This is a genomic window from Paludibacter jiangxiensis, assembly GCF_001618385.1.
GTDB lineage: Bacteria > Bacteroidota > Bacteroidia > Bacteroidales > Paludibacteraceae > Microbacter > Microbacter jiangxiensis.
Map to the genome: position 1 here is coordinate 1,291,925 of NZ_BDCR01000001.1, position 12,965 is coordinate 1,304,889.

Consider the following 12,965-nt stretch of genomic DNA (forward strand, 5'->3'; position numbering starts at 1 on the left):
AGCCATTATTAAGTTGATTAAAGACAATGAAGAAGTTAGTTTTTAGCGTTTTGTTTGGATGTGTGACTGTTCTGTTAAATGCACAGCAACCACTTGAACTGAAAGGCAATGTACAACAAGAAACATTGCATGTCAACATTGATTCTATTGCACTCTCCACATTAGGAAAGGCCGTGCCGGTTCCGGATAGTTTGGTGAATAAAACCAATATTGAGTACAGGCTCTTGCCTGATCGATCGTATTATGAGAGCAATCCGCTTTTCAGTGATTTGATTTTTACGGGAATGCGTCTTTCTTTTAATCCGCCGCTTGCTCCGGTTGTTGCTCAAATGAATAAGACGTATCAGTCGTACGATAAGAACGTATCCGGATATTTTTCCCCTGATTTTTACGTGATGCATTATATGGATAGTCTTCGAGAACAGCAGAAAGAAAAAATAATAGCTGCTGACCCATTGAAGATTAAAGATCATCTGTGGAATCTTCCTGATCCGAATGAGTTTGTTATTACGAATATTGCATCTCCGGGGCATAAAGACATGTATATCAAAAGGAAGCTGGATCAGTTCAGACCAAAAAAGATGAAGGTGAATGGGCTGGAAAAAGATCCATGGTCGACGAAAGGCAATCTGGCTTTGCAGTTATCTCAAAATTACACTTCTTCCAACTGGTATCAGGGAGGGAAAAGCAATCTGGCAACCTTAGGCGTCTTAGAAGCCAGTGCTAACTATGACAATCAGAAGAACATCCAGTGGGATAATGCAGTTTCAATAAAAATGGGGCTTCAGAGCGAAAGCGCCGATACCATACGTCATTACTCAGTTACGGAAAACCAAATCCGTCTGTCAAGTAAGTTTGGAGTAAAGGCATTTGAGAACTGGTATTACAGTGCATCTACCGAATTTACAACATATTCGTTGACCTCATATTCAGCGCTGAATTCAAAAACTAAAGTGAATGGCTTTCTGTCTCCTTTCCGACTTGATATTGGCTTGGGTATGGATTATAAATATAAAAAGGACTTGTCGGTTCTTGTAACTCCACTGTCATTCAAGTATATCTGCTTTGCTGACACGATGAATTATAACAAAAAAAACTTCGGGGTGCTTCCCGGTAAAAGTGTTTTGCATGAGTTTGGTAGCATGATGAAAGTGGAATATGCAAAAAAGCTTTCGAGCACTGTGGATTTGACTACACGTTTTTCATTTTATACGAATTATAACAAAGTGGAAGTCGACTGGGAAACTACTACCAATTTTATTCTTACCCGTTACCTGTCGTTCCGTCTGTCATTGCATCCGAGGTATGATACTGCTATGATAGCAGCAGGAGATAAACATGCCAAGATTCAGATGAAAGAATTGATGAGTTTTGGTTTTGCCTACAAATTCAACAATATAAAAGCGAAGAATAAGCCACTCCATTGATCAAAGCGGGCTAAGACTGCTTCGCCGTACCTGCGCAATGATTCCCGTACGGTTTCTAAGGGCAATTCAATGTTGTGTTTTGATTTGGAAAAGAATTTGTCAGCATAACAAATGATTTGTTCTTCAATGCTGACTGGCCTTAAATCCCTGAGCGGCAGCGGTAAATTGTTTTCCCTGATGTATTCCACGCTCAGTCCGGTACCAGTATGTCGCTCGCATACCAGCGCATGTCGGGGAAGGCCCTCGGCTCGCAGAATATCGGCGCCTAAATATCCGTGTTCAATGTATTGATGCTTACCGTAGCATTCAATTTGTGGTGCATTGGTAAGGAAAATGCCGATGTCGTGCAACATTGCCGCTTCTGCAATAAATTCTGTGTCGGCATTTAATTCCGGATGCTTGAGGGAAATTTCTACAGCTTTGTGCGTTACGGATTGGCTGTGCTGTAGTAAAATGGCGTATAGACGACTGTCGGTGTCATAATATTTGGAGAGAATGGACAATGGGCTCATTTTTTTGTTGTATTTTTGATGTTCAAATATACACAGAAAACTCTTTTGAAAGGAAATTAACGTCAAACTCTTTACTATAAACTGCAAAAATAATATGGGACACGGCGCAATGAATCTGATGGAAGAGGCTATTTGGATTGGCGGAGCCATCATTATTACTTTTTTTGCTGTCAAAACATCTTCATGGTTGCTAAGAAGGGCATTTAAGCGTGCAGCCGTAAAGATGAAAATGGATCCGACCAACTATTCTTTTCTCAAAAACACAATCAATTTTTTCGTAGTTGTTATTGGTGCTCTGTTTTTATTCAATAAAATTCCGGAGTTCAAGGCAATTGGGAAAACCATGTTGGCGGGAGCGGCTATTTTGACAGCTGCTATTGGGTTTGCTGCTCAACAATCAGTAGCTAACATCATTAGCGGTATTTTTATTATTCTTTTCAAGCCGTTCAGAGTGGGCGATACGGTTATTCTGCCGGATACAAACAGGGGTACTGTTGAGGATATTACGTTGCGACATACGATTATACGCGATCCCGAGAACAGGAGCATCATTGTTCCTAATACTACCATCAATTCATCTACTATCATCAATTCTACTTTTGCCGACCAACCGGTATGTGCTTTTGTGGAAGTGGGGATTGGCTATTCAGCCGACATTGACAAAGCGATTAACCTGATTCGTGAAGAGGCGATGCAACATCCTTTGTTGGTTGATAACCGGACAAAGGAACAAAAAGAGGAGGATGCACCGATCGTGAATGTGAGGGTCCTCGAACTTGGCGATTCTGCCATTAAACTGAGAGCCTGGGCTTGGGCGTCAAACACGGGGAATGCGTTTGTCATGAAGTGTGATTTGCTGAAGTCTGTAAAGGAACGATTTGATAAAGAAGGAATTGATATTCCTTTCCCAACGCAAAATATTTTAATAAAAAATCGATAGCACTTAGCTTTTGATTTGGAAAAGAAGAGAGGATTGAAATTATTTATGACATCAAAAAGCAGATATCTCGAATTGATTGCCTGGAGGGAGCAGCATATCAAAGAGCGCCAATTTGTGTTGTTTCTTAGCTTTTTGGTCGGGTTATTTACCGGATTGGCTGCTTTTGTCCTGAAAATGTCAATTCATGGAATTCAAACGTTGCTCACCCATCGTTTTGCTTTGGATTCTGCAAACTATTGGTATTTAATTCTGCCGGTTGTCGGTATTTTTATAGCAGGGTGGTTTGTACGGAATATCGTACGTGATGATATTGGCCACGGGGTAACGAAAATTCTGTATGCCATATCTCAACGTAAAGCGATTATAAAGTTGCACAATGTCTGGAGCTCTGTTGTCGGTAGTGCTATTACTATTGGTTTTGGGGGATCTGTTGGAGCTGAAGCTCCTGCCGTTTTGACTGGTTCTGCCATCGGATCCAATCTTGGAAAATTTTTCAAGATGAACCAAAAAACGCTGATGTTGCTCGTAGGGTGTGGTGCGGCCGGAGCTATCAGTGGTATTTTTAAGGCTCCGATTGCCGGCGTGTTGTTTACGTTGGAAGTGCTGATGGTGGATATGACCATGGCGTCTGTTGTGCCATTGATGATTTCGTCTATAACGGCAGCCTCTCTCACCTATTTCCTGATGGGCGACCAGATTATGTTTCATTTTACGGTATCTGCTCCATTCTCGATCGACAGGATTCCTTATCTTATTATTCTTGGCATTGTTTGTGGATTTGTCTCTCTGTATTTCACGAGAGGAATGAATGCCCTCGAAAATGTCTTCAGGAAGCTGAATACTCCTTACCGCAAACTGGCATTCGGGGGTGTTATGCTTAGTTTGCTGATATTCATGTTCCCTCCGTTGTATGGGGAAGGCTATGAGGCTATCAGTTCTCTTTTAGCCGGAAATTCGGAGACGTTATTCGAAAAGAGCCTGTTTTATAACCTGAGGTTTAACGCCTGGGCAATTATTCTTTATCTGGCGGCTGTTATCTTCTTTAAGATTTTTGCCAGTACGGCAACCAACGGAGGTGGCGGTGTAGGAGGGGTATTTGCTCCCAGTTTGTTTGTGGGGTGTGTTACCGGTTACCTCGTCGCATTTGTGCTGAACCATTTTCTCGGATTTAAGCTTCCGGTCGAAAATTTTGCTTTTGCCGGGATGGCAGGTGTGATGTCGGCTGTAATGCATTCACCGTTAACGGCTATCTTCCTCATTGCCGAACTGACGGGCGGTTATTCGCTGTTTATGACTTTGATGATCACTTCTGTAATCGCCTTTTTGACGATCATGGTGTTCGAACCACACAGCATCTATGCAATGCGTTTGGCGAAAAAGGGCGAACTTATTACCCACAATAAGGATAAAGCGGTGCTGACACTGCTTAAAATGGAGAATGTGATTGAAACCGACATGGACATTGTGCGTCCGGATAATACGTTGGGAGATTTGGTTAAGGTGATTTCAAACTCTAACCGCAATATATATCCTGTGGTCGATTATAGCGGGAAGCTGCTGGGGGTAATGCCTTTAAGCGAAGTGCGTAATATTATGTTTCGTCCGGAATTGTACAATCGATTTAAAGTTAGTCAGTTAATGATTTCTCCCCCGGCATTGCTATCATCAAAAGATTCCATGGAAACTGTTATGAATGTTTTCGAAAGCACTCAGGCCTGGAATCTGCCTGTCGTCGACAATGGGAAATATATGGGTTTTGTATCTAAAGCCAAAATATTCAATGCCTACCGGCGTGTGCTTGTTCATTTTTCCGATGAGTAGCGAATGCCGAATTGCACATCTTTCTCTTTAATTATCACTTGACATTCTGCAACACACCGCTGCAGAATTTGTTGCATCTTCAAACTCTTTTTATGCTTTCATTCAGTGTTATCATTAGCGGAGAACTTCAACTTCGTGAACAGCAGGTAAAAAACACCATAGATTTGCTCGAAGAAGGAGCTACCATTCCATTTATTAGCCGTTACCGCAAGGAACGAACCGGTTCTCTTGACGAAGTTCAGATTGCGGCCATTAAAGAGCGGCACGAAAAATTGTGCGAACTGGAAAAACGCAAACAGACAGTTTTGAATTCGATTGAAGAACAGGAAAAACTGACTGACGACTTGCGGGATAGGATAGATAAATGTTTGTCGATGACCGAGCTGGAAGATATTTATCTGCCATATAAACCCAAGCGTCGTACTAGAGCGGAAATTGCACGGGAAAAGGGATTGGAGCCATTGGCAAAAATTCTGATGAGGCAGGTTGATAATGACGTTGAAAATAAGGCATTGTCGTTTATAAAAGGAGATGTAAAAGATGCAGATGATGCCCTGAAGGGCGCTTGTGACATTATTGCCGAATGGGTGAATGAAAACGAAGTGGCACGAAATTCAATACGGACGATCTTTTCGAGGGAAGCTGTCATCTCTTCCCGTGTTATCAAAGGGAAAGAGGTTGACGGGGATAAATATCGCGATTACTTTGAGCTGGAAGAGCCTTTGCGGCGTTGTTCGTCGCATCGTTTGCTGGCTATGCGTCGTGGTGAGTCGGAAGGTATTCTGAGGGTTGCCATTCAAACTGAAGAAGAGCGCTGTCTGGAGCGGCTGGATAAACTGTTTGTAAAATCCCGCAATGCAGCTTCGGAACAGGTGTCTATCGCAATTACAGATAGTTATAAACGCTTGTTGAAGCCCAGCATAGAAACCGAATTTGCCGCAGCAAGCAAAGAAAAGGCTGATGCTGAGGCTATCCGTGTGTTTGCCGAAAACCTGAAACAACTGTTGCTTGCCGCCCCACTTGGTCAAAAGCGGGTGATGGGAGTAGATCCCGGTTTCCGGACGGGTTGCAAAATTGTTTGTCTCAATGAGCAGGGAGTCTTGTTGCATCACGATGTGATTTATCCGCATCCGCCCCAGAGCGATGTTTCCAAAGCTTCTGACAAAATAACCCGACTGATTGCTCAGTTTCAGATACAGGCTGTGGCTATTGGAAACGGAACCGCCAGTCGTGAAACCGAACAATTCTTTCAAAATTATATTCCACAGCACGACTTGCAGCTATTTGTGGTGAGCGAAAACGGAGCCTCGGTATATTCGGCGTCCAAAATAGCCCGCGAAGAGTTTCCGGATGAGGATGTTACTGTGCGTGGAGCGGTATCTATTGGCAGACGTTTAATGGATCCGCTTTCCGAATTGGTAAAGATAGATCCTAAGTCGATAGGGGTGGGCCAATATCAACATGATGTTAATCAGACCGAACTGAAGACGGCCCTTGATCAGACCGTCGAGAATTGCGTGAACAAAGTCGGTGTGCAGGTAAATACCGCGAGCAAATATTTATTGACGTATATTTCCGGATTAGGTCCGCAACTTGCACAAAATATTGTTGACTACCGTACTGCAAATGGGGCTTTTAAGTCGAGAAAGGAGTTGATGAAGGTACCTAAAATGGGGGCGAAGACTTTCGAGCAGGCTGCTGGATTTTTGCGTGTGGAGAATGTTGGTAATCCTTTGGATAATTCGGCAGTGCATCCTGAAAGTTATCCTGTGGTAGAGCAGATGGCAAAGGATTTGCAATGTACAGTTGCTGATCTTATTACCAATGAAGAATTGCGCAAAAAGGTAGATGTGAAAAAGTACGTAACAGAAAAAATAGGGTTGCCTACTTTGGTAGATATTATTGAAGAACTGGCGAAACCGGGGCGCGATCCACGCCAGCAACTGGAAGCTTTTGCATTTGATCCGACCATTAAAGAAATTCAGGATCTTAAAATAGGGCAGGTTTTACCGGGGGTGGTTACAAATATCACCAACTTTGGGGCTTTTGTTGATATAGGAATTCATGAAAACGGTCTGGTGCATGTTTCACAAATAGCTGATAGATTCGTTAGTAATCCGGCCGAGGTCTTGTCGTTGCATCAGCATGTTACTGTTAGAGTACTTGATGTGGACTTGGTACGTAAGCGGGTGTCTCTTTCAATGAAACAAGCCTGAAGCGGGCAACGTAATGGCTGACGAACCAATGCTGGTTAAATTTATAACGAAAATTAAAGTGGAAATTCCTGATTGACGAAATAAAATGGTCAATATTCCGTTTAGTTTTTGCTGATACACGTTATTCGTGTAGTATCTTTGAAAATTATTAAATGTAATAATTATGAAGAAAACTATTGCTATTTTTTTAGTTTCATTTTTTGTGGCTGCATTCGCAAATGCTCAGGATAATGCCCTGGGTATTCGTTTGACTAGCGGAGCAGAAGTTTCTTATCAACGTTCGCTGAATGATATCAATCGGTTGGAGTTTAACCTTGGTTGGGGTTGGAATACAACTTCTCTTACAGGTTTTTACCAATGGGTTAATCCCATTACAGAGGGCTTCAACTGGTATATTGGACCGGGAGCCGGATTGGGATTGTTTAATTCCAGTACTATACTTGGCATTGGGGGAACTGTTGGCATTGAGTATAATTTTGCTATTCCTCTTCAATTGTCATTGGACTGGCGTCCGATGTTTAATTTTGGAAGTTCTCATGATAGTAATTACGGTTCGACAAATGTCGGACTTGGTATTCGGTACAAATTTTAGTAATAAAAAACAAATTAACGGAAGAAATTGTTCAACAAATAATTTCTTCCGTTTTTTTATGTCCTTTTGTTTAGGAATATTTAGTCGATGTTTATTGGTGCTAAATGGTTTGCAGATAGATTTATAGCTTTGAATTTAGATTTGGATGTTCATTTAAAAAACTAAATAAAAACTGTTAATCGTGTGTAAATTTCATAATTTGAAAATTTAACATATTAGTAGCGGTGCATTTCTGTTTTACAAGTAACTTTGTTAGAATTGTTTTAGTGTGCAAAATCAGCTGGATAACAAATCAGATTTGCATGCTCGGGCAACTTTCCAGAAGTAATCTGTTTTGAGTTTATTTTATACTCAATAATTGGATTTGAGAAAAATAAAGTGATGTTTATAGCATGAAAAGGTCTATGCTTGCATATAAATTAGTGGCATTGGGATTAGCGATATCCTTCTCAGGAACGACTATTTCCGGGGCTGAATATCGGGGCGACCAGTCACGATCACCTTTTATGCGTTTCTTACACAACCTTTTTTGGGGAGGATCAGGTACGGCAAGTAATTTTAACCGTCAGTCGCAAGGTCAAACTTACCGCTTTTCTGCCTTGTCGCTAGGATCAAGTAAAACCGGAGCGCACCTTTCTTCCGGATCATCTTCGCAACAAGATATATGGGCTGATTATGGCAAGGAAAATTCTTCCGTTGTAACTGGCCGAAAACCGGTCTCTGGTCGTGTGGGAATTTCTGGTAGAGCTGCTGTAAATGGTGCTGTCTCTGCGACGACTCAATCTGATGGATACATAAGCCCTTTGACTTCAGCGGCCGCAGTATCTTCTGCGACATCTTCCTCTGGTTCCGTGTCTTCTTCTTTTGCCGAAGCAACTTCCGTTGGAATGCCCTCTTTGTTGGCATTTCAAACTACTAAGCAATCTCTGGCAACAACATCTGTAAGTAAAGCATCACAATCCACAACCAACGATGACGGTTGGGGTGATGATCCGGCAGAGCCAATGCCTGTTGGCGACGGAACGATGACCATGATGATTCTTGCTGCTTTGTATGTTTATTTTAACAGAAAGCGGTTCGTTCTACTCGCAAATCCAATCTGAAACTTTATTCGGACTCTTCATTCTTCTCCTTGTGTTTTCTCCTTTTTTGAATAATCAGTGCATTTTTATGCTCTGACGGATTTCTTGTGTTTTTGCATTAAGGATTTTTGTGCTAATCGCCCGCAAAAGCAACATTTTTAATGGAATCTAATCATAAAATAAGATGGGAATTCCGTATTTTAGCGGTATTAATCCAAGAAGGTTTTTTATGAAATGTAACAGTTTTGAAATAAGCTTCTTGGATGTTGTATTGCAAGAATATGCATCTCAATATTATTAACCAATTTAATTCTTTATTTACCATCTTATGAAAAAACTGTTTTTGTTGGCTGCTTCATTGGCATTTCCCATGTTGACATGGGCCAGCGAAGCTGACCTAAAGATCCCGGACCTCACATCACAGCAAAACCATTTGTTGGTGTGGGGTTTTATTATTTGTATTCTGGGGTTGGTATTCGGTTTGTACCAGTTCCTGAAAGTAAAAAAACTAAACGCTCACAAATCGATGCTGGATGTTTCCAGTGTAATTTTCGAGACTTGTAAAACCTATCTTTTACAACAGGGGAAATTCCTCATCTGGTTGTTTTTGATTATTGCCGCATGTGTCACATTTTATTTTGGATTCCTGCAAGATAAAGGATTTGGCGGGGTTGCCCTGATTCTCACATGGACGGTCATTGGTATTCTTGGTTCTTACGGTGTGGCATGGTTTGGTATTCGGATGAATACGTTGGCTAACAGCCGTATGGCCTTTGCTTCTCTTGAACGTAAACCTCTGAAATTACTCAATATACCTTTACATGCCGGTATGAGTATCGGTGTGGTACTCGTTTGTGTTGAGCTGATCATGATGTTGATTATTCTGATGTTGATGCCTCGTGCGTTAGCTGGTGCCTGCTTTATCGGATTTGCTATCGGTGAGTCGTTGGGTGCCTCGGCACTGCGTATTGCCGGTGGTATTTTCACCAAAATTGCAGATATCGGTTCCGACCTGATGAAGGTGGTGTTCAAAATCGGAGAAGACGATCCCCGTAACCCGGGTGTGATTGCCGACTGTACTGGCGATAATGCTGGTGACAGCGTTGGCCCAACAGCCGATGGCTTTGAAACATATGGAGTAACCGGAGTTGCTTTGGTTTCGTTTATCGTACTGGCAGTAGGTTCACTTTCCGGTAATAAATTTCTTGCAAATCCTGACTGGCAGGCTACTTTCCTGACCTGGATTTTTGCAATGCGTATTTTGATGATTATTACTTCAGTGGTTTCGTTCTGGATTAATGGAGCCTTAAATAAAGTCTTGTATAGCCAAAAAGAAGATCTTGACTTTGAAAAACCTTTGACGAACCTTGTTTGGATAACTTCTATTTTAAGTATTATCGTAACTTTTGCAGCAAGTTATTTCCTTGTAGGTCCTGCTTCAAATGTAGGTGCTATCAATCCTAACCTTTGGGTTGTTTTGTCTGTAATTATCAGTTGCGGTACTCTGGGTGGCGCGTTGATTCCTGAATTTACCAAGTTGTTTACCAGTCCGAAGTCGTCGCACGTTCAGGAAGTGGTAAAATCCAGCAACGAAGGTGGTGCCTCATTGACAATTCTTTCCGGTTTTGTTGCCGGTAACTTCTCCGCTTTCTGGATGGGTTTGGTTTTTGTACTTTTGATGTTGATTGCTTATCTGGCAAGTACTTTCGGCTTGGATCAGTTTATGGTTTATTCGTCAATCTTCGCGTTCGGTTTGGTGGCATTCGGTTTGCTCGGAATGGGTCCTGTTACCATTGCAGTAGATAGTTATGGCCCTGTAACGGATAATGCACAGTCGGTTTACGAACTTTCGTTGATCGAAGATGTACCCAATGTTGCTGAAGAAATTGAAAAAGATTTCGGCTTCAAACCCGATTTCGAAAAAGCAAAACATTTCCTCGAAGCAAATGATGGCGCAGGAAATACCTTCAAAGCGACAGCAAAACCGGTGCTTATCGGTACCGCCGTGGTTGGAGCTACAACCATGATTTTCTCGTTGATTTTGGTTATTAAGAACGTATTGGGCGTTGCTCCCGAAACTATTCTGAATATTCTTAACCCATGGACAATCCTCGGCTTCCTTTGTGGTGGAGCTGTGATCTACTGGTTTACCGGTGCATCAACTCAGGCTGTAACTACCGGAGCTTACCGTGCGGTAGAATATATCAAACGCAACATCAACCTTGACCCGGGAGCAGAAAAGAAAGCTTCTGTAGCGAAATCGAAAGAAGTGGTAAAAATCTGTACACAATATGCTCAACACGGGATGTGGAATATTTTCCCCGCTGTGTTCTGTTTCGCTTTGGCATTTGCCTTCATTTCGGGTACTGAATCGAGCGGTTCCGGTCAATTTGCAGCAGCGTCCTTCTTTGTGAGCTATCTGATTGCCATTGCCGTATTTGGTTTGTATCAGGCTGTGTTTATGGCTAATGCTGGTGGTTGCTGGGATAATGCCAAAAAGGTGGTGGAAGTGGATCTGAAAGCCAAAGGCACTCCGTTGCACGATGCAACAATCGTGGGTGATACCGTAGGTGATCCGTTCAAAGATACCTCTTCGGTGGCTATGAACCCGATTATCAAATTTACTACCCTGTTTGGTTTGCTGGCTATGGAAATTGCCATTTCAGAAGCTTTCCGTCCGGTAGCTCCTTATGTTGGTGGAGTATTCTTAGTGGTTGCGCTCTATTTTGTATGGCGTTCGTTCTACAAAATGAGAATTAAATAAGTTCTCCGAAAATAAATTATTGGCGGGCTGTTTCCTACGGGGAACAGCCCGTTTCTTTTGTAATCAAAGAGAACTGTGTTCTAATTTATTTTGTTAAATTTGCGTTTCAATAAAATGATTGTAGATATATTTTATATTTAACGGTTAGACTCATGAAAAATTTTGTATGCTTTGCAGTGTTAGCTCTTCTGGTTCAGACAACTGCAATTGTTCAGGCCGGTAACCTGAAGTTATTTGGTGACTACTCTTACGGATGGAGCCGTATCACTGCGGCGACCAGTAGCGATTTGTCGGGACCATCGAAGGATGTGGCCAATGGTTTGAAATCCGGAACATATAATCAATTTGAAATCGGCACATACATAAAGGGAATCGGGATTGGTTTTATACATAACAGGTTTAATTCCGATGCCAACATATCCTATTCTGATGTAGTTGTACTTTATAATAGCTATTCAAAGAATGGTTCAATTGTCAACGATTTTTCGCTCAATTTCAACGGACTCGAACTGAGATATAATATTCCACTGCTGTTTACCGGCATGCATATCGGCGCTAAATGCGGATTGGGCATCGAATCTTACAAGAATAAGGGCTATTACTATAATGCCGACAATATCAATGGGCAATCTTTGGTTTTTTATACAGAAACCACAGGTAGTTCGTTCTGTTCTTTACTGGGTGCCGAACTCAGCTATTCCCTGCTTGGGGTTATCAATTTTGGAATAGAGGCCTCGTTGATGCCCGGCAAATTCAACAACCTTAAACAGGACATTCACACCACTACCATTTCGTACAATGCGATGCGGTTTAATGCCGGTATACATATCGGAGTGACGCTCTAAATAGGGATAATTAATTAAAACGACAAAGGCAGTTCCAAATCAGGAACTGCCTTTGTCGTACTGAGAGATACAATATTTTATTCTGTATCTTTATCCTGAGCTGTTTTTTGGTGTTTAAGTACTTTGGCATCCAGATAAAACACGAGTTCTTCCATAATGTTGTTACAGTGGTCACCAATTCGTTCTATTTTGCGGAGCAGTGTTACCACATTCAGACTGTACAAAACATCTTCGGGATGTGCGGTGATATGTTTTGCCAAAACCTGAATGGCATCTGAATAGCAGTCGTCTACTTTGTTGTCGATAGTGAAAACGACACCGGCCAGTGCCGTATTTTCTTCTTCGAGAGCCAATTTGTCTTTTTCAAGCATTTCAAGTACACAGTTGAACATCTCTTCTATCTTCAGTTCTTTGAGTAATTGAAGGTGTTGATTATGTCCGTCGGTTTCAAGCACAAAGCGGGCAATGCCGTCGGCAAAGTCGCCGATACGCTCGAGGGTTTTGTTGATTTTGAGAACGGAGAGTACAAAACGAAGGTCAATAGCCACCGGGCTGTAAAGCGCAATGTAGTTTTCACAATCGCTATCGATTTTCAGCTCAAAAGCATTTACTCTTTTCTCGCGGCTCATTACCACGCGTGCTAACTCTTCGTCGCCGGTCAGTAAAGATGTTTTGGCTTTCTCCAATTGAGACTGAACCAGACTCCACATATCGGAGATCGCTTTCTTAAGTTCCAGCAATTCAGTTTCTGTATGTTTCATAATCT

General features: G+C 41.9%; 10 protein-coding genes. 8 read left to right on the plus strand and 2 right to left on the minus strand.

Translation table 11 applies throughout. The annotated features are described in order from the left end of the window. Window positions 1-26: 26 nt before the first annotated feature. Complete coding sequence (locus PJIAN_RS04975) at window positions 27-1,427, plus strand: DUF3078 domain-containing protein (protein ID WP_068702575.1); 1,401 nt, start codon at window positions 27-29, stop codon at window positions 1,425-1,427. Here PJIAN_RS04975 and PJIAN_RS04980 read toward each other — a convergent pair. Then, the gene (locus tag PJIAN_RS04980) at window positions 1,382-1,939 is read right to left on the minus strand and encodes an HDIG domain-containing metalloprotein (protein WP_068702767.1); all 558 of its coding nucleotides are present in this window, start codon (window positions 1,937-1,939) and stop codon (window positions 1,382-1,384) included. The two genes, PJIAN_RS04975 and PJIAN_RS04980, sit on opposite strands and share 46 nt — an antisense overlap. A gap of 94 nt (window positions 1,940-2,033) precedes the next feature. Here PJIAN_RS04980 and PJIAN_RS04985 point away from each other — a divergent pair, with 94 nt between their 5' ends. The 7 genes from PJIAN_RS04985 (at window position 2,034) to PJIAN_RS05015 (ending at window position 12,199) form a co-directional block, all read left to right on the plus strand. Next, on the plus strand, window positions 2,034-2,879 hold the full coding sequence (locus PJIAN_RS04985) for a mechanosensitive ion channel family protein (RefSeq protein WP_068702577.1): 846 nt from the start codon (window positions 2,034-2,036) through the stop codon (window positions 2,877-2,879). A 45-nt stretch (window positions 2,880-2,924) separates the two neighbouring features. After that, complete coding sequence (locus PJIAN_RS04990; RefSeq protein WP_068702579.1) at window positions 2,925-4,700, plus strand: chloride channel protein; 1,776 nt, start codon at window positions 2,925-2,927, stop codon at window positions 4,698-4,700. 92 nt (window positions 4,701-4,792) lie between these two features. Continuing rightward, window positions 4,793-6,916, plus strand: a complete 2,124-nt coding sequence (locus PJIAN_RS04995) for a Tex family protein (protein WP_068702581.1) — start codon at window positions 4,793-4,795, stop codon at window positions 6,914-6,916. Between the two features lie 163 nt (window positions 6,917-7,079). Then, window positions 7,080-7,508, plus strand: a complete 429-nt coding sequence (locus PJIAN_RS05000; protein WP_068702583.1) for a hypothetical protein — start codon at window positions 7,080-7,082, stop codon at window positions 7,506-7,508. Window positions 7,509-7,900: 392 nt separating this feature from the next. After that, the gene (locus PJIAN_RS05005; protein ID WP_068702585.1) at window positions 7,901-8,611 is read left to right on the plus strand and encodes a hypothetical protein; all 711 of its coding nucleotides are present in this window, start codon (window positions 7,901-7,903) and stop codon (window positions 8,609-8,611) included. A 307-nt stretch (window positions 8,612-8,918) separates the two neighbouring features. Beyond that, window positions 8,919-11,354 carry a sodium-translocating pyrophosphatase gene (locus PJIAN_RS05010; RefSeq protein WP_068702586.1) on the plus strand — a complete coding sequence of 812 codons (2,436 nt, stop codon included), beginning with the start codon at window positions 8,919-8,921 and terminating at the stop codon, window positions 11,352-11,354. A 152-nt stretch (window positions 11,355-11,506) separates the two neighbouring features. Then, window positions 11,507-12,199 carry a hypothetical protein gene (locus PJIAN_RS05015; RefSeq protein WP_068702587.1) on the plus strand — a complete coding sequence of 231 codons (693 nt, stop codon included), beginning with the start codon at window positions 11,507-11,509 and terminating at the stop codon, window positions 12,197-12,199. A gap of 77 nt (window positions 12,200-12,276) precedes the next feature. Here the strand turns inward: PJIAN_RS05015 and phoU are convergent, their stop codons facing one another. Beyond that, complete coding sequence (gene phoU, locus PJIAN_RS05020; RefSeq protein WP_068702588.1) at window positions 12,277-12,963, minus strand: phosphate signaling complex protein PhoU; 687 nt, start codon at window positions 12,961-12,963, stop codon at window positions 12,277-12,279. Window positions 12,964-12,965: the final 2 nt, after the last annotated feature.

Coding starts and splice junctions, on each gene's coding strand:
- PJIAN_RS05005 (WP_068702585.1), top strand. CDS start 7,901: ATGAAAAGGTCTATGCTTGCATATAAATTAGTGGCATTGGGATTAGCG.
- PJIAN_RS04980 (WP_068702767.1), bottom strand. CDS start 1,939: ATGAGCCCATTGTCCATTCTCTCCAAATATTATGACACCGACAGTCGT.
- PJIAN_RS04985 (WP_068702577.1), top strand. CDS start 2,034: ATGGGACACGGCGCAATGAATCTGATGGAAGAGGCTATTTGGATTGGC.
- PJIAN_RS05010 (WP_068702586.1), top strand. CDS start 8,919: ATGAAAAAACTGTTTTTGTTGGCTGCTTCATTGGCATTTCCCATGTTG.
- PJIAN_RS05000 (WP_068702583.1), top strand. CDS start 7,080: ATGAAGAAAACTATTGCTATTTTTTTAGTTTCATTTTTTGTGGCTGCA.
- PJIAN_RS04990 (WP_068702579.1), top strand. CDS start 2,925: ATGACATCAAAAAGCAGATATCTCGAATTGATTGCCTGGAGGGAGCAG.
- PJIAN_RS04975 (WP_068702575.1), top strand. CDS start 27: ATGAAGAAGTTAGTTTTTAGCGTTTTGTTTGGATGTGTGACTGTTCTG.
- PJIAN_RS05015 (WP_068702587.1), top strand. CDS start 11,507: ATGAAAAATTTTGTATGCTTTGCAGTGTTAGCTCTTCTGGTTCAGACA.
- PJIAN_RS04995 (WP_068702581.1), top strand. CDS start 4,793: ATGCTTTCATTCAGTGTTATCATTAGCGGAGAACTTCAACTTCGTGAA.